Origin of the sequence: Nocardia sp. CA-290969 (assembly GCF_050936135.1) — a bacterium.
Classification (GTDB): Bacteria; Actinomycetota; Actinomycetes; order Mycobacteriales; family Mycobacteriaceae; genus Nocardia.
The window spans coordinates 3,894,888-3,917,267 of record NZ_JBNJNJ010000001.1 but is presented as its reverse complement, the minus strand read 5'-3'; the positions used below and the strand labels follow the sequence as shown (position 1 = coordinate 3,917,267).

The 22,380-nt window shown below is 69.5% G+C and carries 21 protein-coding genes; 12 read left to right on the top strand and 9 right to left on the bottom strand.

Annotation, left to right across the window (positions count from 1 at the left end; translation table 11 throughout):
* Positions 1-6 precede the first annotated feature (6 nt).
* From ACQEVO_RS17625 to ACQEVO_RS17605, 5 genes are all read left to right on the top strand, one after another.
* The gene (locus ACQEVO_RS17625) at positions 7-561 is read left to right on the top strand and encodes a nuclear transport factor 2 family protein (protein ID WP_432914499.1); all 555 of its coding nucleotides are present in this window, start codon (positions 7-9) and stop codon (positions 559-561) included.
* A 23-nt stretch (positions 562-584) separates the two neighbouring features.
* Complete coding sequence (locus ACQEVO_RS17620; RefSeq protein WP_432914496.1) at positions 585-1,409, top strand: TauD/TfdA dioxygenase family protein; 825 nt, start codon at positions 585-587, stop codon at positions 1,407-1,409.
* Positions 1,410-1,480: 71 nt separating this feature from the next.
* Entirely contained in the window at positions 1,481-2,122 is a 642-nt protein-coding gene (locus tag ACQEVO_RS17615; RefSeq protein ID WP_432914493.1) for a carboxymuconolactone decarboxylase family protein, read from the top strand.
* A gap of 55 nt (positions 2,123-2,177) precedes the next feature.
* Positions 2,178-2,579 carry a DUF427 domain-containing protein gene (locus tag ACQEVO_RS17610; protein WP_432914490.1) on the top strand — a complete coding sequence of 134 codons (402 nt, stop codon included), beginning with the start codon at positions 2,178-2,180 and terminating at the stop codon, positions 2,577-2,579.
* Between the two features lie 71 nt (positions 2,580-2,650).
* Positions 2,651-3,541 carry an acyl-CoA thioesterase gene (locus ACQEVO_RS17605; protein WP_432914487.1) on the top strand — a complete coding sequence of 297 codons (891 nt, stop codon included), beginning with the start codon at positions 2,651-2,653 and terminating at the stop codon, positions 3,539-3,541.
* Position 3,542: 1 nt separating this feature from the next.
* Here ACQEVO_RS17605 and ACQEVO_RS17600 read toward each other — a convergent pair whose 3' ends face one another.
* From ACQEVO_RS17600 to aztB, 7 genes are all read right to left on the bottom strand, one after another.
* The gene (locus tag ACQEVO_RS17600; protein WP_432914484.1) at positions 3,543-4,349 is read right to left on the bottom strand and encodes a FadR/GntR family transcriptional regulator; all 807 of its coding nucleotides are present in this window, start codon (positions 4,347-4,349) and stop codon (positions 3,543-3,545) included.
* Between the two features lie 153 nt (positions 4,350-4,502).
* Positions 4,503-5,039, bottom strand: a complete 537-nt coding sequence (locus ACQEVO_RS17595; RefSeq protein WP_432914481.1) for a DUF1990 family protein — start codon at positions 5,037-5,039, stop codon at positions 4,503-4,505.
* 127 nt (positions 5,040-5,166) lie between these two features.
* On the bottom strand, positions 5,167-6,534 hold the full coding sequence (locus tag ACQEVO_RS17590) for a TerD family protein (RefSeq protein WP_432914478.1): 1,368 nt from the start codon (positions 6,532-6,534) through the stop codon (positions 5,167-5,169).
* Positions 6,535-6,668: 134 nt separating this feature from the next.
* A complete protein-coding gene (locus tag ACQEVO_RS17585) occupies positions 6,669-7,154 on the bottom strand; it encodes a DUF4396 domain-containing protein (RefSeq protein ID WP_432914475.1) in 486 nt (161 codons plus the stop codon).
* A gap of 190 nt (positions 7,155-7,344) precedes the next feature.
* Entirely contained in the window at positions 7,345-8,499 is a 1,155-nt protein-coding gene (gene aztD, locus ACQEVO_RS17580; RefSeq protein ID WP_432914472.1) for a zinc metallochaperone AztD, read from the bottom strand.
* A gap of 60 nt (positions 8,500-8,559) precedes the next feature.
* The gene (gene aztC / locus ACQEVO_RS17575) at positions 8,560-9,477 is read right to left on the bottom strand and encodes a zinc ABC transporter substrate-binding protein AztC (protein ID WP_432914469.1); all 918 of its coding nucleotides are present in this window, start codon (positions 9,475-9,477) and stop codon (positions 8,560-8,562) included.
* Positions 9,474-11,711, bottom strand: coding sequence for a zinc ABC transporter permease AztB (gene aztB, locus ACQEVO_RS17570; RefSeq protein ID WP_432914466.1), 2,238 nt, complete (start codon positions 11,709-11,711; stop codon positions 9,474-9,476). The genes aztC and aztB overlap by 4 nt, the downstream gene beginning before the upstream one ends.
* A gap of 59 nt (positions 11,712-11,770) precedes the next feature.
* Between aztB and aztA the strand changes: the two genes are divergently transcribed.
* The 6 genes from aztA to ACQEVO_RS17540 all read left to right on the top strand — a co-directional run bounded on the left by aztA (position 11,771) and on the right by ACQEVO_RS17540 (position 19,868).
* Complete coding sequence (gene aztA / locus ACQEVO_RS17565; protein WP_432914463.1) at positions 11,771-12,442, top strand: zinc ABC transporter ATP-binding protein AztA; 672 nt, start codon at positions 11,771-11,773, stop codon at positions 12,440-12,442.
* A 167-nt stretch (positions 12,443-12,609) separates the two neighbouring features.
* Complete coding sequence (locus ACQEVO_RS17560; RefSeq protein ID WP_432914460.1) at positions 12,610-12,918, top strand: DUF6285 domain-containing protein; 309 nt, start codon at positions 12,610-12,612, stop codon at positions 12,916-12,918.
* The gene (locus ACQEVO_RS17555; protein WP_432914457.1) at positions 12,915-13,919 is read left to right on the top strand and encodes a phosphotransferase family protein; all 1,005 of its coding nucleotides are present in this window, start codon (positions 12,915-12,917) and stop codon (positions 13,917-13,919) included. Before ACQEVO_RS17560 ends, ACQEVO_RS17555 begins: the two co-directional genes overlap by 4 nt.
* Before the next feature lie 8 nt (positions 13,920-13,927).
* Entirely contained in the window at positions 13,928-15,214 is a 1,287-nt protein-coding gene (locus tag ACQEVO_RS17550; RefSeq protein ID WP_432914455.1) for an acyl-CoA dehydrogenase family protein, read from the top strand.
* A gap of 366 nt (positions 15,215-15,580) precedes the next feature.
* Positions 15,581-18,931: a carboxyl transferase domain-containing protein gene (locus ACQEVO_RS17545; protein ID WP_432914452.1), complete on the top strand. Its 3,351-nt coding sequence runs from the start codon at positions 15,581-15,583 to the stop codon at positions 18,929-18,931.
* Between the two features lie 157 nt (positions 18,932-19,088).
* Entirely contained in the window at positions 19,089-19,868 is a 780-nt protein-coding gene (locus tag ACQEVO_RS17540; RefSeq protein ID WP_432914449.1) for a crotonase/enoyl-CoA hydratase family protein, read from the top strand.
* A gap of 35 nt (positions 19,869-19,903) precedes the next feature.
* On the opposite strand, the gene ACQEVO_RS17535 is transcribed toward ACQEVO_RS17540, so the two are convergent.
* On the bottom strand, positions 19,904-20,500 hold the full coding sequence (locus ACQEVO_RS17535; RefSeq protein WP_432914446.1) for a TetR/AcrR family transcriptional regulator: 597 nt from the start codon (positions 20,498-20,500) through the stop codon (positions 19,904-19,906).
* 53 nt (positions 20,501-20,553) lie between these two features.
* Here ACQEVO_RS17535 and ACQEVO_RS17530 point away from each other — a divergent pair, with 53 nt between their 5' ends.
* Positions 20,554-21,405 carry an alpha/beta fold hydrolase gene (locus ACQEVO_RS17530; RefSeq protein ID WP_432914443.1) on the top strand — a complete coding sequence of 284 codons (852 nt, stop codon included), beginning with the start codon at positions 20,554-20,556 and terminating at the stop codon, positions 21,403-21,405.
* A gap of 27 nt (positions 21,406-21,432) precedes the next feature.
* On the opposite strand, the gene ACQEVO_RS17525 is transcribed toward ACQEVO_RS17530, so the two are convergent.
* Positions 21,433-22,359, bottom strand: coding sequence for an LLM class flavin-dependent oxidoreductase (locus tag ACQEVO_RS17525; protein ID WP_432914440.1), 927 nt, complete (start codon positions 22,357-22,359; stop codon positions 21,433-21,435).
* Between the last annotated feature and the right edge of the window lie 21 nt (positions 22,360-22,380).

Genomic DNA, 22,380 nt, shown 5'->3' with positions numbered 1-22,380 from the left:
GGAACTATGAGCACCGTCGCAGACCAGCAGGCCAGACTCGCGGCCCTCCTGGACCGCCAGGATATTCTCGACTGCCTGACCAGGTTCAGCCGTGGAATGGACCGGTTCGACCGGGCACTGTTCCTGTCGGCTTTCCATCCGGACGCCGAAATCGCCGCCGGTGATTTCGTGGGTGGACCGGAGGCCCTCTACGACTGGGCGTCGGCCATGCACGAGAGCGGCCAGTACGCGACCCACCACAATCTGCTCAACCACACCTGCGATATCGACGGCGATACCGCCCACACCGAAACCTACTACCTCTTCGCGGCACGTAATCGCGACGACAGCAACTGGCTGGCCGGCGGCCGCTATCTGGACCGCCTCGAACGCCGCGCCGGGCAGTGGCGGATCGCGTTGCGCACCAATGCCGTCGAATGGTCCGGAACGGTGCCGACGATGCCGATTCCGTTCGCCGATATCCCGGATATCCACGCCAACGGTGTGCCGTCGCGTGGCCCACAGGATCCGTCCTATACGCGTCCGCTGCGCAATATGCGCCGGCCCAATATCCCGAGCTGAACACAGGGAGTGAGGAGACAATCATGCCGGCGGTTGCCACCCGGGAACTGAGCGAGAAAGTGGGCGTCGAGGTTCTCGATGTCGACGCCGAACGGTTGATCACCGATCCCGACCTCCCGCGGATCTGCGACGACCTGCTCGAACGGTACGGGGTGGTGCTGTTCCGCGAATTGCACGCCACCGACGCGGCGCAGGTCGAATTCGGCGCGAAACTCGGTGAGCTGGCGGTTTTCCCGCAGTTTCCGAACAAGAACGTGATGGAGATCAGCTTCGATCCCGCGAACCCGCTGGCGCCGTATTTCCCGAGCAACGATTACTGGCATATCGATGGCTGCCTGGACCGGATGATCGCCAAAACCTCGATCATGAGCGCGCGGGTGATCACCGCCCGGGGCGGGGAAACCGCGTTCGCCAGTACCTACGTCGCCTACGACGAACTGGACGAGCGAGAGAAGGAACAACTCGCCGATATCAGGGTCGTCCACAGAATGGCGCGGGTACAGCGGTTGAGCCATCCCGATCCCACGCCCGAGCAGATCGCGGAATGGGAGCGCCGCCCCGCTCGCGTGCACCCCCTGGTGTGGCAGCACGAATCAGGCCGCCGATCCCTGGTGTTCGGTGCCACCGCCTCGCATATCGAGGGCACCGATCCGGCGGGCCGGGAACTGCTCGACGAACTGGAACACCGCGCGACCACCCCCGACCGCGTCTACACCCACACCTGGTCGGTGGGCGACATGGTGCTGTGGGACAACACCGGCCTGGTGCACCGGGCCTGCGAATTCGATCGGTCCGAACCGCGCCGCATGGCACGGTCGACGGTACTCGGATCGGAGCCCATCGCATGAGCGAGTCAGGCCCGGAGGCGGTAGCGGAGCGTGACCACGCAGGGCCCTCGCTCGTGCGCGATGGACACAGCATGAGCGAGTCGGGCCCGGAGGCGGTAGCGGAGGGTGACCACGTGGAGGGGAGGGAGATGGAGCGGATCCCTCCGCTGAAGCCCGCGGAATGGTCGGCGGAACTACGGGCGTTCTTCGCCGATTTCCGCAGCCGGGTGCACCACGGCGGACCCGCGCCCGCGAACACGCGTTCGGGTACGAACCTGCTCGGGACGTTGGCCCGGCATCCCGCGTTCACCATGGCGTTCCTGCCGTTCAACGGGCACCTGCTCTACGGGACCGCCCTGTCGGACCGGCAGCGCGAATTGCTGATCCTGCGCGTCGCCCATCTGTGGGACAGCGAGTACGAATGGGCCCAGCATGCCGTACTGGGTGGCAATGCGGGTCTGACCGACGAGGAGATCCGCCGGGTCGCCGCCGGTCCCGCCGCCGCCGGCTGGTCGGCGCTGGAGGCCACCTTGCTGCGGGCCGCCGACGAACTGCGCGATGCGGGCGTGATCGGGGCGGGCACGTGGCGGGCGCTCGCCACCGAATTCGACGAACAGCAGCTGATGGATATCGTTTTCACGGTCGGGGCGTACGCGATGCTGGCGATGGCGATGCGTTCGTTCGGGGTCCGGCCGGAGCCCGACCTGGAGCCGTACTTGCCTGTGCGACAGTGAAATCGACGGTCCGGCCACGTAGTGGCCGGACCCGTGAGCGAGATTCGGAGCAACGATGAACGATGAGAACGTAGTATCCGGGTACCGGGACCGCCCGGATTACCGGGTCGACCTGCTCGCCCGTACCAACACGATGACCGCCGCCGTCGACGGTACGGTGCTGGCCACCAGCGACGAAACCCTGCTGGTGGACGAACAGGACCACGGCCTGGTCGTGTATTTCCCGCCGAGTGCGGTGAACCTGTCCCTGCTCGAACCCGTGGACCTGCACACCGTGTGCCCGTTCAAGGGCCAGGCGTCGTATTGGTCCCTGCCCGGCAGCGACCGGCCCTGGATCGCCTGGACCTACCCGCGCCCGCATCCCCCGGTGGCGCGGCTGGCCGGGTATATCGCCTTCGACCAGTCCGCCGTCCAGGTGACCATCGGTAGCGGCCGGTACACGGGGGTCCGGGCATGAGCGGGTCGGGCCCGGAGGCGGCAGCGCAGCGTAACCACGCAGGGCCCCCGCTCGTGCCCCATGGGCACAGCATGAGCGGGTCAGGCCCGGAGGCGGCAGCATCCTCGATGGCGCGGATGGTGGATATTTTCGATGTCCGGCCCGATCCCGTTGTCCCGGCCCGGTATCTCGGTGACAGCGACGGCGGCTCCCGGCGGGTTGTCGACGGCAGCCAGATCCTCGGGCAGAGCATTGTCGCCGCGAGCAAGGCCCTGCCCGGCCGGACCGTCCGCACCGCGCATGCCCTGTTCGTTTCCGCCGCCGATCCCGATATCCCGCTGGACTTCACCGTCACCACGATCAAGGCCGGCCGTAGTTTCGCCAGTGCCACCGTCACCGCCCGGCAGGAACTGAAGGTCCGCACGAGTTGCACGGTGCTGCTGGATATCCCGCAACCCGATCTCGTCCGCCGCGACGAACCCGCCGGCCTGCCGGTACCCGGCCCGGCGGACGCGATCCTCGCCGACAGTCTGCCGCTGCCGGGGCGGGAGGTCCGCATCGTCGGCTGCACCGATATCAACGATCCCGAGGAGACCGGCCCGCCGGTGGTGGACGCGTGGGTGCGCTACGACGAGGTGCCCGCCCGCGACGATCTGCAACGCGCCGTACTGGCCCATTTCACCGGGCATCTCGGGATCTCCACCGCGTTGCGACCGCATGCGGGGCTGGGTACCGCGCAGGCGCATCACACCCTGTCGACGGCGCCGATGGGTATTTCGGTCACCTTCCACGACCCGGTGACCTGGGACGGCTGGCTGCGCTACCACCACGAGGCGACCTTCGTGGGCGCGGGTTCGGCGCATATCCGCGGTCAGATCAGCACCGGCAGCGGGCGGCTCATCGCCTCGTTCACCCAGGAGGCGATGATCCGCGCCTTCGAACGCGGACCGGTCACCGATATCCCGAGCGAAGCGCGGCTGTAGGTCAGCGGCGGATGCCGTGGGCGCCGCGGATCGCCTGCTGGGCCATGGACGACGAGGCGTTGACGATGCCGTCGTCGAACCGGTCCAGCAGCAGTGCCTGGGTGGCCGCGAGATGCGCGCACGCGATATGTTCGGCCGCCGAGGCCTGACCGGAGGCGATATCGTCGACGATCTTCTGGTGGGTGCGCACCGCGGCCTGTGCCTGTTCTCGCGAGGGGTATTCGCCGCGGCCGGTCAGCGCTTCGGCCCAGGCCTCCTCCTGCGCCGACCACAGCGCGACCAGACTGCTGACCACATAGCGGACCGTCGCATTCGGCGTGAACGAGACCACCAGATCGTGGAATTCGCGCGCGGTCTGGGTGAAGGCGACTCCGTCGTCCACGAGGTCTCGCGATTTCTCGATGTTCTCGGTGAGCACGGGCACCACGGCTTCGAGGCGATCTTCGCGCCGCGCGCATTCGGCCGCGCACATCGGTTCGAGCATCTGCAGGCCGGAGGCCAGATCGCGTAAGGTGACCCGCCCGCCCTGCAGGGCGAGCCCGAGATGGTAGGCCGCCGAGGTCTCGTCGGGCCGGTGCACCTCGGCGCCGCCGACATTGCCGCGGCGCACGGTGACCAGGCCCTCGGTTTCCAGGATGCGGATGGCCTCGCGGATCGACGGGTAGGACACCCCGAATTCCTGGACCAGTTGATCCTGGGTGGGGAGGCGGTAATCGTCGGTGCTGTTGAGGATTCGCGTGCGCAGTTCCGCCGCGACCGTCTGCGCCACCCGATGCTGGGTGACCCGCCCACGCCGCGGGGCCGTCACGACAGCCGCTTACGGCCGGAAAAGTGCACCATACCCGCGAGTTTATAGCGAAAGTGCTAGCCCATCAATAATTGCAATATTTAAAAGGACGGGCCACCTCTTCGACGGCGCCGCAGGTGGACCCGGTGGGGCCGGGGCGCCGGCCGCGCCGCCTCAGGGAGTCGCCGGCGGGCGGGGTGTACGACGCAGAACCGCCACATAGGCTTCCGCGGCAAGCCGTTGAACTCCGCGGCCGATCGGGCCGCCGAGGCGGGTGTACCAGGCCGCGGGCCGCGAGAACGCGGTGACCACGCCGTACACGGCCGATGTGGCCGGGTCGTATTCGACCGCGAACAGTTCCTCACCCGACTCGGGATGACCGGGCAGCGTGCCGTAGGCGAACCCGCGACGGTCTTCTTCGTCCAGGACGTACACCACCCGGCACGGTGCGAGCACGCCGAGCCGGCCGAATCCGAGCCGGACCGTGACGCGCGCTCCCGGCTCGGCCCGGGGTGCCTGCGCGTCGGCCAGCAGGTGCAGGCCGCGCTGCATCCGGTAGGCGAGAACGGCATCGCCGAAGCGCTCGAAATCGGCGCGTCCGTGCCCCAGCCGCCGCCGCACCCGGACATGGTGGTAGCCGGCCGGCAGCGCGCCGCGGGTGGCGCCGACCTCCGCATAGGTGAAGGGCGGTTGCTCCGCAGAACTCGTCACGACACGATTCTCCCGCGCTACCTGTCGTCAACAGCGGCAGGGTGCCACGGAAAGCGGTAGACCTCCGGCGTAGCCCGGTTCCGGTCCGCTCGTGCCCGCCGTGCCGGGACCGCGGCCGTCCGCGCCCTCAGGTCCGGTCGACCTTGAACTGGTTCACCGGTCCCTTGTCCATCCGGACCTGCACCCGCCCGTCGGGCTGGAGGGTTACCGCCGGACGGTGTTCGGAGAAGCGGCGACTGTAGAGCTCGAGGCGTTCGACGAGCACACCGTCGGGCCGGTTGTAGACGATGCCCGGCACACAGGTGAAGATCCAGCTCGATTTCTTGGCCTGGTCGGCGGGGATCGTGACGGTATCCGCACCGTTCTCGATCGACAGGGTGACCCGGTACTTGTGGAACGACCCGGTGCCGTTGTTGATCGCCGAATACGCCACCGGCACCACTGCCACGATCTCCGGTGCCGGCCGCACCTCGATGATCTCCTCGGTCTGCCCCCCGCCGCGCCGCACATCGCCGCGGCCGCGGTCGCCGAGATGGCGCACCAGATCACGGAACTGGGGGTTCGCCGGAATCCCCGCCGCCGGAAAAGTCGCCACGTGCACGACTTCCCCGCTGCTCAGAACCACCAGCGCGTAGGCCTCGTAATCGGTACCGCTGGCCCACGCGACCCGCAGCCGCACCATCGGCGCCTTCTCCAGCAGCACCGCCGGTGCACCCTTGGTGAGCGTGACGGCGCCTTTACTGAAGTTCACGCCGGGCGCAGAAGCCGCGGGCGCCGGCGCTCCTGCCGGGGCGATACCACCCGACCCGGCCGCGGGGCTGTACGAGGTGGGCGGGGGATATTCGGCCGCTGCCGGCGGAAGACCGCCCGGTGGGGGATATCCCGGCGGGCCGGGAGGAGGTGGATAGCCGGCGGTGGGCAGCGCCGTATCCCCCGGTGCGGACGGGTGCCCGGACGCGGCCGGAACGGGTGGGGCCGGAGAGGGCGTGGGCGGAACCGCGGCCGCCGGTGTGCCCGGATCGTCGACGGTGATACCGAAATCGGTGGCGAGACCGGCCAAACCGGTGGCGTACCCTTGGCCGATATTGCGCAGTTTCCAGCCCCCGCCCCGGCGATACACCTCCGCGAGCTGGACCGTGGTTTCCGAGGTCAGTCCGGTGATGGGCAATTCGAAGCTGCCGCCGCCCTCCTCGGTGACCCGCACGGCGAGCGGGATCGCGCCGAACGATCCCGTATCCACGGACGCGGCGACCACCAGCCGATGCGTACCGGCCGCGACCACGGACAGGTCGATCGCCAGGGCACCGTCCACCAGTCGTACCGCGGAATCCGGTGAGACCGGCTGGTTGTAGAACACGAAATCGTCGTCGCTGCCGACTTTGCCGTTCTCCCGCAGGCACAGGGCCGTGAGGTCGATTCCGGCCGGGCTCGCCGTTATTCGCAACCGGCCCCCGCGTAGTGCGGTATTCGCGCCCTTACCGATGGTCTCGGACATCCGTTCCCCTGTCGTTCGTCGCGTCGCCACCAGCGTAGGGGCGGCGCGGCGGGCGGGGGGAGGTGTACCGAGTTCGGGTCGACGCGGGCAGGCCCCCGTCGGTACGACAGCGGATTCGGATCGCCGATCGTCCGTCAGTGATGGTGATATTCGTGGACGACGGCGTGCCCGATCCCGCGCCCGATCATCCATTTGTTCACCGGAACGGCCACGACGAAGGCGATACCGAGCGAGAAGGCCAGCGAACCCCAGAACAGCAGGCTGGTGATGCCCGCTGCCATCGCGCCCGGGATCACCACCATGATCAGGTTGTCCACCAGTTCCATCACCGCGATGGAGACCGTATCGGCGGCCAGCGCCACCCGCAGCGCCCGCCGCAGCCCCACCCCGGCGCGGAGCACACCGCGCATGGTGAGCGCATAGCCGAATACGAAGGCCAGCACGATCGACAGCGCGACGGTCGCGGCATTGTGGAAACCCGCGGCCGTGCCGATGACCATGCCGAGTACCTCACCGATGGCGCACCCGGTGAGACAGTGCAGGGTCGCCGAGACGGCGGGTCCCCAGCCGCCGCCCGCGGAGTGTGGCGGTTCCGCGAGCCCCGGATGATGCCCGCTCATCGCCGGAAGCCCGGCGTCGCGTACCTCCGGTCGGCCATCTGCGCTCCTTCGGCTCGAACTGACCCCGGTCCGTCGTACCGATTCTGCCGATCCTGCCACTGTGCGCCCGGATATGTCCCGCTTCCGGCGCGGCGCGGTGCGGGCCCGGCGAATCCGGGTCCGCACCGGGGATGGCTCGCGCCGGCGCCGGTCAGGAGCTCACGCCGCTGAGTTCGTTCGGGATATCGGGCAGCGTCGCCGATCCGGTGATCGCACCGGTGGCCAGGTCGATCCGGTGGATCTGCTTGGTGGCCGGGTCGGAGACGTAGGCGATGGAGTCGCGGACGAACAGGGCGGGCCGCGGCTGCTGCCAGTCGATGGGCTCCTGCCACGGATCCAGGACGTCGATGGTGCGGGTCACGGTGCCGGCGACCGGGTCGATCACGTGGATGGCGCCGTCGGTGCCGAGGACCAGCGCTTCGCCCTGCGGGCCACGCGCCAGGGAACGGAACGTGTAGCTGGTACCCAGGTCGACCAGCCGCAGTGTGCCCTTCTCGGTGTCGATCAGCGAAACCCGTTCGGGGCGTTCCAGTTCCGCGTGCTCGTCGGTTTTGTAGTCACCGAGCACGATGGGGGACACCTCGCTGCCGGCCTGATTGCCGATCCGGCCGTAGGAATCCGGGCTGCTGATCTTGGTCAGCTTGCCGTCGCGGTAGACCAGGACGCCGTTCTCGCAGCCGACGACCAGGGTGTCCCCGGCCGCGGTCGCCTCGCCGTGCACGCCGGGGCATTTCTCGTTGCGGGTGATCTCCTTGCGCCCGGCATCCAGGATCGCCAGCCCGGCCCGTTCCTCCTCGGTACCGAGGGTGACCGCGAGTTCACCGCTTTCCAGTTCCACTGCCACACCGTGATGGGGTGCGGCGGACTGGTATTCGGTGGTTTCCGGTTTTCCGGCGGCGAGTTCGGCGGGGTCGAAGGAGATCACGGTGCCGGTGCCGTCGGAGAACAACACCGTGCGCCCGGCGTGCCGCACGACGTGCCCCGGTTTCGGCCCGGGGAATTCGATACCGGTGAACCGTGCCCCGGCCGCGTCCAGGACTTCGAAACCGTCGGCGGTGGAGACGATGACATGCCGGTCGTCACCGGCGGGATTGACCCGGTTGAAGCCACCGATCTCCACCCCGCCGCCCCGTTCCAGCGTGGTGCCGTCGAGCAGATGGATACCGCCGTCGTAGGTGACGGCCAGCGGGTCGGCGATCGATGTCTGTTCGTCGGAATCGCCGTTGCCGCAGCCGCTCAACGCGACCACCGCGGTGAGCAGACCGGACAATGCGACGGCCCGTTTCGGGCCGGACCGAGTGTGCATACTGTTCCCTCATCTTCTTCGTGCTGCCCGCGGCGGCGGTCCACCGCGGGTGGTGCGGGGTCAGGCGGGCGCGAGGCCTGCCACCATCGCCGTGGTGTTGGCGCGCATCATCTCCAGGTAGGTGGCCGCACCGGCACCGGGCGCGGTGAGCGATTCGGAATACAGGCCGACGATCCGCACCCGGACGCCGGCTTGTTCGGCGAGTGCCTGCGCGAGACGGTCGGGCCGCGCGGAATCCACGAAGATCGCGGGCACCCCGGTGGCCCGGATGGCGGCGGCCAGGTCGGCGAGGTCGGCGGCGCTCGGGGAGGCCAGCGTGGTTCCGCCCGGAATCACGGCGCCCACCACCTCGAATCCGAAACGTTCCGCGAGATAGCCGAATACGTGATGGTTGGTGACCAGTTTGCGCCGCTCGGGCGCCACGGTGCCGAAACGCTCGGTCATCCACTGCCGCAGCGTGTCGAGTTCGGTGAGATAGCGCCCGGCGTTCGCGCGCACGGCGGCGGCGTCGATACCGGGCACCGAGGCGATCACCTCGTCGCGGATCACCTCGACCGCCGTGTGGACCCGCTGCGGGTCGGTCCAGAAATGCGGGTCCGGTGCACCGGCGGCATCGCCGGACCGGTAGGGGAGCGGATCGATCCGGTCGCCCACCGACAGTTTCGGCACCCCGGCTTCGGCGGCTGCCGTCACATGCCGGGCCAGGCCCTCTTCCAGGCCGAGCCCGTTCTCGACCACGAGATCGGCGTCGTCCAGCACCGCGGCTTCCTGCGCCGACAGCGCGAAGGAGTGCGGATCGGAGCCCGGTGGCATCAACACCGTCACCGGTGCCGTATCGCCGACCACGGCGCGGGTGATATCACCGAGGATATCGGTGGTCACCACGACACCGCCGCCGCCGGAATCGGTGATGCCGCAGCCGCTCAGCGCGAGTACGCCGGCGACGAGGGCGGCGCAGATACGGGTGATCGTGCTCATCGTCCGGTCTCCACCATCAGGTCCGGTTCGATATCGAAGGGGAAGGTGCGGGCCACCCGCAGGTCGTCGGCGTAATCGATCTCGTGCACCTCGCGGCGGGCCGGGTCGTTGAGGTAGGCGCGCTCGGAATCGACGAGGAGAGCCGGGGCCGCGGCGGGGTCCACGGGTGCGGGGAGTACGCGATTGTGGGCGGTTTCCGCGCCGGTGTCCGGATCGTAGGCGTGCAGTACGCCGTCCGGGGTGAGCGCGAGGATCGCGGTATCCGCACCCGCGGTGGTCGCGGCGATCACCGGCCCTGTCTCGATGGGCCGCCAGGTACGCCGGGCGATATCGAGTACGAGCACCCGGGACTCCCGGACGGCCACCAGCACATCGCTGCCCGGCCGGTGGAAGAAATCGCCCACGCTACCGCTGGTCCCCGCCGGGTACGGCAGCTTTTCGGCCGCGAACCGGTCGTCGCGTTCGGTTACCAGCAGGGCGCCGTCGGCGCAGGAGAAGACCGCGCCGCGCCGGGTCACCGTGTATCCGCCCGGGTCGCGGCATTCCGGTGTCAACGTCTCGACCGGCCGGTTCTCCCGGCTGCGGACTTCGATGCGCGCGGAATCCGGGGGCGCGACCAGTAATTGCCCACCGTAGGGAACCGCGACCCCGTCCACCACCGGGCCGGTGCGCAGCTCTCCCTCATCGAGAGCCGCGCGGTCGGCCAGGACGGTCGACCCGGTATCGAGTGCCGCGGCGGCCACCACGGGATCGCTGTACGCGGACCGGACGGCGCCCTCGGCGACGCCGACCCGGCGTGGCTGCGCCCGGTAATAGTGCACGTGGTCGCCGTGGTCGACCACCCAGCTACCGGTGTCCACCACGGTGGTCGCGCCTCCCGCGGCGAGATAGGCATAGCGCCCGTCCCCCGCGATCCCGCCGACACCGGGGACCGAATCCAGCTCCGTGACCTCCTCGGTCACCAGATCGAGGAGCCGGACCGCGCCGGAATCCCGATCGGCGACCACCAGCCGCGGTTGCGCGCTCGCGCTCTCCTCGGCGCCCTCCACATACCCGTGCGGCACCGATTCGGCGGCCGGTTCCGCGCTTCCGCACGCGGCGACCGGAACCACCAGCAGCCCGGAGAGCACCACCCCCGCAACGGTTCTCGGTGCCGCCAGCCGTCGGGCGCCGCGGAACGTCCGGCCGCGGCCGGCCGCCGAGCTTTCGGACCGGGCGCCGTTCGTATCGGTTTTCGCGGATACCGGGTTCGCGGGGACAGCCTCCGCCTCGCCCGGATTCCGGCCCGGTTCTTGCACTGTGGAGACGCCCGAGCCCTCCTCGGTCGGTCCGGATACCCCCGGCCCGGAGTTGCCGCCGTACGGTCCGGGCTCATCGGGACCACCGCCGCTCGCCCCCTCGTTTCCGGTGCGTGCCCGCACAGCGCTGCGGACCCGTGCCGTCAGGGCGGAGAGGAAGAAGAATGCGACCGCGATCGCCGCGATGGTCGCCCCGGCGGCGGTCCGCGCGTACCAGGAGACGAGCAGCCCGAGCACGGTGGACAGTACGCCGAAACCCGCTGCCAGCAGCATGATCCGGGGGATCCGATGGCTGAAGTAGGTCGCCGCCGCCGGGGGAGCCACCAGCAGACCCAGCACCAGCAGGGTGCCCACGATATGGAACGACGCCGCGATCGCCAGCGTGAGCAAGGCCAGCAGTGCGACCTGTGCGGCGCGTGGACGCAACCCCAGCGTATGGGCGGTCCGCGGATCGAAACTCAGTGCAACGAACGCGCGATGCCCCACCACCGTGATCACCAGCGCGACCGCGAGCGCCACCAGCAGGAACAGCAGATCACGCGGGCGGGTGGCGAGCACGTCGCCGAACAGGAAACCGGTGAGATCCACCGCGAACGATTGCGATCTCGAGATCAGGATCACCGCCGTTGCCAGCATCCCGACGAACAGCAGTCCGATCCCGGTATCGGTCGACAACCGGCGGTTGCGGCTGAGTACCGAGACCCCCGCCGCCATCGCCGAGGCGCTCACCAGTGCGCCGATCAGCAGGTTCCCGCCGAGCAGTGCGGCCACCGCGACACCGGGCAGCATCCCGTGCGCCATGGCCTCGCCGAGAAAAGCCATACCGCGCACCACAACCCACGTTCCCGCGAGCGCACACAGGCAGGAGACCAGCAGCCCGCCCCAGAGGGCCCGTTGAACGAATGAGACCTCGAACGGGGTGAGCAGCCAATCCATGATCGAAGACTGTAAACTGAAAACGATTGTCATTACAACTGGGTTGCGGGAGTCACAGTATGCGCGCGGCGGATATCGAAATCACCGGACTGTCGGCGGGATACCGGGACAACCCGGTATTGCGCGAGGTCACGGCGACTCTTCCGGGCGGCCGGGTGACCGCGCTGATGGGTCCCAACGGGTCGGGGAAATCCACGCTGCTCGCGGTGCTGGCGGGCATCCTGGCGCCGGCGTCCGGATCGGTCGCCCGGCCCGGGGGCCACCGCCCGGCCCTGGTCGTGCAGCAGCAGTCGGTTCCGCCGACCTTGCCGATCACGGTCGCCGAAACCGTGGCCATGGGCCGCTGGGCGCAGCGCGGTCTGTGGCGCCGGCTCACCCGTGCCGACCGGGCCGTGGTCGCGGACTGCCTGGCGCGGATGGATATCGCCGATCTCGCCGGCCGCCGGCTCGACACGCTGTCCGGCGGGCAGCGTCAGCGGGTCCTGCTGGCCCGCGCGCTGGCGCAGCAATCGGATCTGCTGCTCCTGGACGAACCGAGTACGGGACTGGACGCCTCCGCGCAGGAAGCCATCGGCGCCGCCGTCCGGGAGGCCGCGGCGTCGGGGGTCACGGTCGTGCACGCCACCCACGACCTCGCCGATGTACGGCACGCCGACCACTGCGTGCTGCTGCGAGGTGGGCGCGTGGTGGGAGCGGGCGAACCCGAGGCTGTTCTCACCGCGGTCGCGTAAACCGCGGCTTCGCGCGGTTGGACTGCTACGGCCGGACGAGCCCTGGTGCGACGGTGAGAAGATCCTCTACTGTTTGTCTCACCCCGCGCCCATAAGCGACGACATGGAGGTCGGATCGTGGACTCCTGCGAGCCTGCCGTCGTGTCCCGCGACGCCGGAATCCATCGATGGGAGCCGTAGTGCAGAACAGACCCACGGCAGCGGAGCTGCTGGAATCACTCGCCGAATTGCTGGAGGACACGTTGCTGCCGGCGCTGCCCGCCGACTTGCAGCATCGCGCGCGGGTCGGCGCGAATCTGGCCCGCATCCTGGGCCGCGAGGTCGAGTTCGGACCCGCGGCGGCCACCCGGGAGAAGGAACTGCTCGAGGCGGTTCCGGCCGGTGACGAGGAGGCGCTCTGGCAGGCGCTGACCGAGGTGGTGCGAGCCGATCTCGCCATTGCCAAACCGGGCTACGACAGCTGGGAGGGCGAATGAGCGACGCCGGCCCCGCCCGCGGCCTCGCCGATTTCCTCACCGGCGAACTCGGTGATCAGGTCACCATCTCCGATCTCCGGTTCCTCTCGGCAGGAGCCCGGCGGCGCAATATCGCCTTCACCGCGACGGCCGGCGATACGCCGCGCCGGCTGGTCGCGACCGTGGTTCCGCCGGCTGTCGAACTCATGCCCGTCGGAGCGGAAGCCGGCGTCCGGGAGCTGGCGCGCGCACACGGGGTTCCCGTCCCGGCGGTCGTCGCGACCTGCACCGATACTTCCTACGTCGGGGAACCGTTCCTGATCTCCGAACATATCGACGGCGAAACCGTCCCGCGCCGGGTGCTGCGCACGCTCGCCGCCGCGGGGAACGCGGAACAGACGGCGCGGCAGTGGGGCGCGGCCATGGCCCGGCTGCACGCCATCGACCCGGCGCGGGCACCGGAATCGGTTCCGGCGGCCGGCGCCGACCCCGCCGCCGAGCACCTGGCCGAGGTCGCGGCGGTGGTCGGGGAGTTGCTGCCCGACCGGCCCGTGTTCGCCCTCGCCCTGCGTTGGCTGGAGAAGCGGCTGCCGGGCCCGCCGCCGCGGCCCGCGCTCGTGCACACCGATATGCGCAACGGCAACCTCATCGTCAGCGCGCAGGGTTTGCGGGCCGTGCTCGACTGGGAGGGCACCCAGCGTTTCGGCGACCCCATGCGCGATATCGCCTGGCCCGCTCTGCGGATGTGGCGGTTCCGCGAGGACGCGCAGGAGTTCGGCGGTTTCGCCGGCCGCGACACGTTCGTGAGCGGCTACGAGGAGGCGGGCGGCACCTTCGACCTCGACCGCTTCCGCTGGTGGAAGGTGATGGGCACCCTGTACTGGGGTGCCGGCCTGGCCCAGCAGGCGGCCGCGCATCTGGACGGCACCGTCCGCGATATCGTCATGGCCGCCAGCGGGCGCCGGGTCTCGGAAATCGAATGGGATCTGCTCATGCAGATTCGCCCCACCGCGAAAGCATAGGAGTCATTGTGGATTTCGAGTTGCCCGCCGAGCTGCGCGCCTACCTCACCGAACTCGACGAATTCATCGAACGCGAAATCGAACCGCTCGAACGAACCGACGACAACATCCGGTTCTTCGACCATCGCCGTGAAGACGCCCGCACCGATTGGGAGCGCGGCGGCCTGCCCAGCGCAGACTGGGAGGAACTGCTGGCCGAATCCCGTCGCCGCGCCGACGCCGCCGGCCACTACCGGTACGCCTTCCCGAAGGAATTCGGTGGCCGCGACGGCACCAACCTCGGCATGGCCGTGATCCGGGAACATCTCGCCCGGCGCGGGCTGGGCCTGCACTGCGACCTGCAGAACGAACACGCGATCGTCGCCAACAACGTCGGCCTGCTGCTGATGCTGGAATACGGAACACCGGCGCAGAAAGAGCAGTGGGTCGACGGCCTCGCCGCCGGGACCCGGTTCTTCGCCTTCGGTATCACCGAACCCGAACACGGCTCCGACGCCACCCATATGGAAACCACGGCCGTCCGCGACGGCGACGACTGGGTCATCAACGGCACCAAGACCTGGAACACCGGCGTCCATATCGCCGATGCCGACCTCATCTTCGCCCGCACCTCCGGAAACGCGGGCGACGGGCGGGGTATCACCGCGTTCCTGGTCCCCACCGACGCCGCGGGGTTCAAGGTCGAGGAATACCTGTGGACCTTCAATATGCCCACCGACCACGCCCGCGTCTCGCTCACCGATGTCCGGGTCCCGGATGCGGCCATCTTCGGGCAGGAAGGCCGCGGGCTGGCGGTGGTCCAGCATTTCTTCAACGAGAACCGCATCCGCCAGGCCGCGTCCAGCCTCGGCGCCGCGCAGTACTGCGTGGATCGCGCGGTCGCGTATGCCAACGAACGCAAACCGTTCGGCAAACCGCTGTCGTCCAACCAGGCCATCCAGTTCCAGCTGGTCGAACTGCACACCCAGTGCGAGATGCTGCGCGCCCTGGTGCACAAGACCGCCTGGTCGATGGACAAGTACGGCACGTTCGCGGTATCCGAGCAGGTCTCGATGTGCAACTACTGGGCCAACCGGCTGTGCTGCGAGGCCGCCGACCGGGCCATGCAGGTGCACGGCGGCCTCGGCTACTCCCGCTACACCCCCTTCGAACACATCTACCGCCACCACCGCCGCTACCGGATCACCGAGGGCGCGGAGGAGATCCAGATGCGGCGGGTCGCCGGCTACCTGTTCGGCTTCATGGACCGGGCCGTGGTCAAGGGCGTGGGAACCGGCGCCCCCGGGGCGCATTAGCAATCGGCCGGTGCTGCGGGTACGACCGCCGCGACAGTGCGGGGGACACCATCCCGGCGCCGCCACGCGCCCGCCTCATCGGCAGGCTTGCCACTGGTGGGCCTCCGGTTCCGATCCCGGAAACGCTGCTCGGCCGGCTGGATCGAGCGGCGCGGAGTCGACAAGCCCGCTCGGCCCGCGGTGAGTCCTGTGCTCGGTCGCGTTGTGCGGCGGACGGCGGTGGCGTCGGGCCCGCTACCGCCCCGGCGGTAGGAGCGCTGAGACCGGGAGATCGCCCCCGTCGTGGGCCGTGACCTGCGAGCGGACGAACCGGGTAGCGTCGGATGCGGCCCGCGGCGGTGGGTAGGAGCGGAGGTACGAGGATCGATGAGCGCAGAACCGGGCAGGTTGCTGGTCGCCAATCGCGGCGAGATCGCGCTGCGGATATTCCGCGCCGCGCAGTCGATGGGGATCGCGACGGTCGGGGTGCGTTCGCAGGACGACGACGGCGCGCTGCACGCGCAACGGTGCGACGACCTGGTGGTATTGCCCGGTTCGGGCCCGGCCGCCTACCTCGATATCGATGCGATCGTGGCGGCGGCCGGTGAATCGGGGGCCACCGCGATCCACCCCGGCTACGGATTCCTCTCGGAGAGTGCGCTTTTCGCCCGTTCCTGCGATAAGGCGGACCTCACCTTCGTGGGGCCGGCGGCGGAAACGCTGGAGCTGTTCGGCGACAAGGTCCGCGCGCGGCAGTTCGCCGTCGACCACGAGGTCCCCGTCCTACCCGGAACCACCGGCACGACCTCGCCCGCGCAAGCCATCGAATTCCTGGGCGGGCAGGACGGCCCGGTCATCGTGAAAGCAGTGGCCGGGGGCGGTGGTCGCGGGGCCCGGGTGGTGCGTTCGGCCGAACAGCTACCGGATGCCTACGAGCAGTGCCGGGCCGAGGCGATGAGCGCATTCGGCGTGGGGGACCTGTACGTCGAACGGCTGCTGACCGGGGCCCGGCATGTGGAAGTCCAGTTGGTGGGCGACGGCACCGGGGCAGTCGTACACCTCTGGGATCGCGACTGCACCCTGCAGCGCCGGCACCAGAAACTCGTCGAGATCGCGCCGAGCACCGTACTCACCGGCGACGCCCGGGACCGGATGCTCGCGGCGGCCGTACGGCTGGGGCGCGCCGCCCGGTTGCGGGGTGTCGCGACGGTCGAATTCCTCGCGCTGCCGGACGGGGCTTTCTATTTCCTCGAGGTCAACCCGCGACTGCAAGTGGAGCACACCGTGACCGAAGAGGTCACCGGCGTGGATATCGTGCACGCTCAGCTGCGGCTCGCTGCCGGGGCCACCCTCGCCGAACTCGGCCTCGACCAGACGACGATCGGCGAACCGGCCGGGTGCGCGATCCAGATCCGGGTGAACGCCGAAACCGTCCGGCTCGACGGCACTCTCGCGCCCGCCGCGGGCACCCTCAGCGGATTCGACCTGCCCACCGGCGCCGGGATCCGCGTGGATACCGCCGGTCGCACCGGAGCGCCGGTCAATCCGCGGTTCGACACGCTGCTCGCCAAGATCGTGGTGCACGACCGCGAGGGTTTCGCCGCCGCGCACCGGCTCGCCGGCCGGGCCCTGCGCGAAACGGTGATCACCGGGGTGCCCACGAATCTCTCCTTCCAGCGGGCGATCCTGACCGATGCGGCCTTCGCCGCCGGCGATGCCGATACGACCTGGGTCGATCGCCATCTCGTCCAGTTGGCCGCGCGCGCAAAGGAACTCGAACAGCAGGCGTCCCCGCAGGCCCGGCGGGGTTCTGCGGCCCACACCCCGGCCGGGCCCACCGGCCACCGCGACGCGAACCGCGCCGCGCGAGGTGCCGCGCCGGTTCCGGTTTCCGCCGGGGACGATCACGCGGTACGCACCACCACCGCGGGCGTCGTCGTGGCGATCGAGGCCGAACCCGGCACGGTGGTTTCGGCCGGCACCACGATCGCCGTGGTCGAAGCGATGAAAATGCACCACCCGGTGACTGCCGGTCGCGCCGGGACGGTGGCGAACGTCGCGGTCGATATCGGCGATTTCCTCGCCGAAGGGGAAACGGTCGCGCTGCTGGACCCCGCGGCCGGGCCCGCCGAATCCGGCCGGAGCACCGAAACCGCTGCCGACCCGGACCACATCCGCCCCGACCTCGCCGCGCTGCGTGAACGCCGCGCCAAGCTCCACGACGAAGCCCGCCCCGAAGCGGTCGCCAAACGACACCGCCTCGGTATGCGGACCGCCCGCGAGAACATCGCCGCCCTCACCGACGACGGACTGCTGGTGGAATACGGCGGCTTGGCTGTCGCCGCCCAGCGCGGCCGCCGCGACCTCGCCGACCTCGAGGCCCGTACCCCCGCCGACGGGATCGTCACCGGCCTGGCCCGTATCAACGGCGACCATTTCGATACCGATCGCAGCACATGCGCGGTGCTCGCCTACGACTACACCGTTCTCGCCGGCACCCAGGGCTATTTCAGCCATCAGAAAACCGACCGCCTGCTCCAACTCGCCCGCACCAGCGGCTATCCGGTGGTGCTCTTCGCCGAAGGCGGCGGCGGCCGGCCCGGCGACAGCGATCCGCCGATGGTCGCGGGACTGCATTACCCGACCTTCGCGGCCATGGGCGCGCTGAGCGGAGTCGTGCCCACCATCGGGATCGCCGCCGGCCGCTGTTTCGCCGGTAACGCCGCCCTGCTCGGTACCTGCGATGTGGTCATCGCGACCGAGAACTCGACGATCGGCATGGCCGGCCCGGCGATGATCGAAGGCGGCGGTCTCGGTGTGTACGCACCCGAAGAAGTCGGGCCGATCGAGATGCAGCGCTACAACGGCGTGGTCGATATCGTCGTCGCCGACGAGGCCGAAGCCACCGCGGTCGCGCGCCGCTACCTATCCTACTTCCAGGGCCGGATACCCGGCGGTGACGTGCCCGACCAGCGCGTTCTGCGCCATCTCGTCCCGGCGGACCGCAAACGCGTCTACGACATCCGCGCGGTGCTCGAGACGTTGTTCGACCGCGGTTCCGTGCTCGAACTCCGCCGCGATTTCGCCCCCACCGTGCTCACCGCGCTCGCGCGGATCGACGGCGCCCCGGTGGGAGTCGTCGCGAACAATCCGGCACTGCTCGGCGGCGCGATCGACGCACCCGGCGCCGATAAACTCGCCCGCTTCCTGCAACTCTGCGACGCCTATGGGCTGCCCGTCGTATCGCTGTGCGATACACCGGGTTTCATGGTCGGACCCGATTCCGAAGAGCAGGCGGCCGTCCGGCATTTCCCGCGGCTTTTCGTCCTCGGCGGCCATCTCACCGTGCCCATCGTGACAGTGGTCCTGCGTAAGGGGTACGGCCTGGGCGCCCTGGCGATGGCCGGGGGCGGTTTCCACAACACGAATATGATCGTCGCCTGGCCCACCGGCGAATTCGGCGGTATGGGCTTGGAGGGCGCGGTGCACCTCGCCTCCCGCGACGTCCTGGCCGCCATTCCCGACGCGGACGAACGCGCCCGCCGATTCGACGAACTGGTGGCCCTGGCCTACGCGCAGGGCAGCGCCGTCAACACCGCCGCGCACCTGGAGATCGACGATGTGATCGACCCGGCCGATACCCGCGCAGTCCTGGCGGCGGTGCTGCTCTCCCGGCCGGGCCCGCCGCGCGACGGCTGGCGCAACAGCGCGCGCAGCGTGGGAATTGATACTTGGTAGGTGATCGCGGCCTATGAGCGAGTCGGACCCGGAGGTGTAGCGCAGCGTAACCACGAAGGTCCCCGGTTCGTGCTCGACGGAAACCGCACGAGCGCAGCGAAACGACTCCCACCCGCCCCGATCCGGCCCCTTGCCGTCGACACCGAACGGAGATCCTGTGACAAGTCCAGCGGTACGCATCGAACGTGACGGCCCGGTTTTCACCGTGATCCTGTCGCGACCCCACGCCCGCAACGCGGTGGACGGCCCCACCGCCGCCGCCCTGTTCGACGCCTTCACCGAATTCGACAACGACGACTCCGCGTCGGTGGCCGTGCTGTGGGGTGAAGGCGGCACCTTCTGCGCCGGCGCCGACTTGAAATCGGTGGGCACCGACCGCGCCAACCGCCTGGCCCCCGACGGCCCCGGCCCGATGGGCCCGAGCCGGATGCGGTTGAGCAAACCGGTGATCGCCGCGGTCGCCGGCCACGCCGTCGCCGGCGGTCTGGAACTGGCGATCTGGTGCGATCTACGGGTCGCGGCCGACGACGCGGTATTCGGGGTGTTCTGCCGTCGCTGGGGCGTTCCGCTCATCGACGGCGGGACCGTCCGCCTACCTCGCCTGATCGGTACGAGCCGGGCCATGGACCTGGTCCTCACCGGCCGCCCTGTCGACGCCACGGAAGCCTTGGCCATGGGCCTGGCCAACCGTGTCGTACCGGCCGGCGAGGAACGCGCGGCCGCCGAACAACTCGCCGCCGAGATCGCCCGCTTTCCGCAGACCTGCGCCCGCCAGGACCGCCTCTCCCTGCTCGAACAGGACGGTATGCCCGAACAGGAGGCCCTCGCCAACGAATGGGAACACGGCATGATCTCGTTCACCGCCGACGCCGCTTCCGGTGCTCAGCGTTTCGCCGCCGGTGCCGGCCGCGGGGGCACATTCGCCGACCTCGGCTGACGGCCCGTGTTCGGTGCCGGAGGATCGGCTGTGGCCTACAGCGTCCGCGCGGTCAGTTCCACCATCCGTGCGCTCATCGCCCTGCCCGCGGCGTGCAGTGGCTCGGTCGAACGCAGGGTGCGGCTCAGCACGAATGCGCCTTCGAGGGCGGTGAGGGTGCCGAGGATCAGCTCGCGGGCGGAGTCCTCCGGTAGGCCGCGGCGCACGAAGTAGGCGGTGCCGTCCTCGATCCAGGACGTGATGATCTCCGCGGTGACCTCGCGCAGGCCCGGTTCGGCGTCGGCGATCTCGCCCGCGACCGTGCCGACCGGGCACATATTGATCCAGCCGGTCTGCTCGATCTGTTCGGCGGCGGTGGCGAAGGCGGCGGGGATCGCCTCCTGCAGGTCGGCGTACGGGTCGAGCAGCAGCGGGATCAGCTGCCCGTAGGCGACGCCGGCGTCCCGGAGCGCGGTGGCCGCGAGCTCGGGTTTTCCACCCGGAAAGTGGTGGTAGAGCGACCCCATCGGCGCGTTCGCGGCCGCGCTGATCTGTTTCACGCTGGTGCCGCTGTAGCCGCAGGTGCGCAGGAGTTCGATCGTGGCGGTCACCAGCCGATCGCGGGTGCCGGTGGTTGACATCTTCTCGGTCACCGTTCCAGACTAGAGCAATCACTCTAGAGCGATCGCTCGAAAGGGGCGCACCGATGCCGACAGTAGACATACCCGCAGGTCGGATGCACTATGTGGCAGACGGTGACGGCCCACCCGTGGTGCTGCTGCACGGCCTGCTGATGAATCACACGATCTGGGACGAGGTCATCGGCCTGCTGCCGCCGGGGTTCCGCTATATCCGGCCCGACCTGCCGCTGGGGGCCCACCCGATCCCCCTCGCACCGGGCACCGATCTGAGTATGCGCGGGCTCAACCAAGTGGTCGCGGACTTCCTGGCCGCGCTCGACCTGCACGATGTCGTACTGGTGCACAGTGATTGGGGCGGTGCGCTGTTCCTCACCGCCTACGGTCTCGACGAGCGGGTGGGCCGGCTCGTGGTACTGCCGTGCGAGGCGTTCGACAATTTCCCACCCGGGCTCCCCGGGAAGATGGCGACGGTCACGAGCCGGATCCCCGGCGGATTCACGCTGGCGCTGCGGCAACTACGGGTGCCGTGGCTGCGGCGCACGCCGCTGCTCTTCGGCTGGATGGCCCGTAATCCGCTGCCCGACGACCTGGTGCGCGGCTGGACCGAACCCGGTCTGCGCGACCCGGCCATCCGCCGGGACCTGCTCGCCTACACGCGTTCCGGATTCCCCGCCCGCGAACTGATCGCGCACACCGAGGAATTGCGCCGATTCCGCGGCGACGCGCTCATCCTGTGGTCCGCGGCCGGCAAGGTGATGCCCCGTGCGCACGGGCGGCGACTGGCCGAACTGATTCCGGCGGCCCGGCTCGTCGAAATCCCCGACGCCTACGTGCTGTCCATGCTCGACCAGCCGGCGGCCGTCGCGAAGGCCATGTCGGAGTTCCTCCTCACCGAACGCACCGAAACCGGCACATGAGTTGTCTCGGCGGTCGGCACCGAGCCCTCAGGCGGGCAGCTTCGGCGCGACCTCGGCGGCGAACAGTTCCATCGTCGCGGCCGCCTGTTTCGCCCCGACCATGAAGATCACCGCATCGATACCCTGCTCGGAGCGTTCGCCCAGCCGGTCCACCAGCATCGCCGGGGTACCGACGTAGCCGTCGTCGAGTCCGAACGCCTCCGCGCCGTAGTGGCGCCGCGCCCGGGCCTGCACCTCGGGGAGTTCGCGTTCGTTCTCGGCGATCGCCAGAATCGCCTGGTGCGAGCGGCGGATCGAGGCCGGGTCGCGGTCGATCCGGGTGCATTCGGCATCGAGCAGTCCGGTCAACCGCCGGTGGTCGGACAGACCGTAGGTGGGGATGTTCCAGACATCGGCGTAGCGCGCGACCAAAGGCAGGGTGTACTTCGGCCCCACGCCGCCGATATGAATCGGTGGCCGGGGCCGCTGTACCGGACCGGGCACATTGGGGATATCGCTGACCTGATAGTGCTTGCCGTCGAACGAGGTGCGTTCGCGGGCGAACATCGAGGTGATGATCTCCAGCGCCTCACCCAAGCGCTCCGCGCGTTCCCCCGCCGCGCCCCAAGGGAGTCCGGACTGCCGATGTTCCGTAGCGATCGAACCGCTACCGAGCCCGAACTCGAGGCGGCCGCCGGAGATCACATCCAGCGAGGTCGCCATCCGGCCCAGCACCACCGGGTGCCGGAAGTTGTTGCACAACACCAGCGCGCCGACCCGCAGGGTCGTGGTCCCGGCGAGCAGCGCGGTCGCCGTGGTCCACGCTTCCAGCGACGGGTGTTCCGGCAAACCGGGTGACCACAGATGGTCGAAAAGCCAGAAATTGGCGAATCCGGCACGTTCGGCCGTTGTCGCCAGTTCGAGCAGCGGCCGGTATTCCGGTACTAGCTGCGGCACATAAATCCCGAACTCCACCGCTCGAAGCTAACAGCGCGG

Coding starts and splice junctions, on each gene's coding strand:
- ACQEVO_RS17625 (WP_432914499.1), top strand. CDS start 7: ATGAGCACCGTCGCAGACCAGCAGGCCAGACTCGCGGCCCTCCTGGAC.
- ACQEVO_RS17620 (WP_432914496.1), top strand. CDS start 585: ATGCCGGCGGTTGCCACCCGGGAACTGAGCGAGAAAGTGGGCGTCGAG.
- ACQEVO_RS17615 (WP_432914493.1), top strand. CDS start 1,481: ATGAGCGAGTCGGGCCCGGAGGCGGTAGCGGAGGGTGACCACGTGGAG.
- ACQEVO_RS17610 (WP_432914490.1), top strand. CDS start 2,178: ATGAACGATGAGAACGTAGTATCCGGGTACCGGGACCGCCCGGATTAC.
- ACQEVO_RS17605 (WP_432914487.1), top strand. CDS start 2,651: ATGAGCGGGTCAGGCCCGGAGGCGGCAGCATCCTCGATGGCGCGGATG.
- ACQEVO_RS17590 (WP_432914478.1), bottom strand. CDS start 6,534: ATGTCCGAGACCATCGGTAAGGGCGCGAATACCGCACTACGCGGGGGC.
- ACQEVO_RS17585 (WP_432914475.1), bottom strand. CDS start 7,154: ATGAGCGGGCATCATCCGGGGCTCGCGGAACCGCCACACTCCGCGGGC.
- aztD (WP_432914472.1), bottom strand. CDS start 8,499: ATGCACACTCGGTCCGGCCCGAAACGGGCCGTCGCATTGTCCGGTCTG.
- aztC (WP_432914469.1), bottom strand. CDS start 9,477: ATGAGCACGATCACCCGTATCTGCGCCGCCCTCGTCGCCGGCGTACTC.
- aztB (WP_432914466.1), bottom strand. CDS start 11,711: ATGGATTGGCTGCTCACCCCGTTCGAGGTCTCATTCGTTCAACGGGCC.
- aztA (WP_432914463.1), top strand. CDS start 11,771: ATGCGCGCGGCGGATATCGAAATCACCGGACTGTCGGCGGGATACCGG.
- ACQEVO_RS17560 (WP_432914460.1), top strand. CDS start 12,610: ATGGGAGCCGTAGTGCAGAACAGACCCACGGCAGCGGAGCTGCTGGAA.
- ACQEVO_RS17555 (WP_432914457.1), top strand. CDS start 12,915: ATGAGCGACGCCGGCCCCGCCCGCGGCCTCGCCGATTTCCTCACCGGC.
- ACQEVO_RS17545 (WP_432914452.1), top strand. CDS start 15,581: ATGAGCGCAGAACCGGGCAGGTTGCTGGTCGCCAATCGCGGCGAGATC.
- ACQEVO_RS17530 (WP_432914443.1), top strand. CDS start 20,554: ATGCCGACAGTAGACATACCCGCAGGTCGGATGCACTATGTGGCAGAC.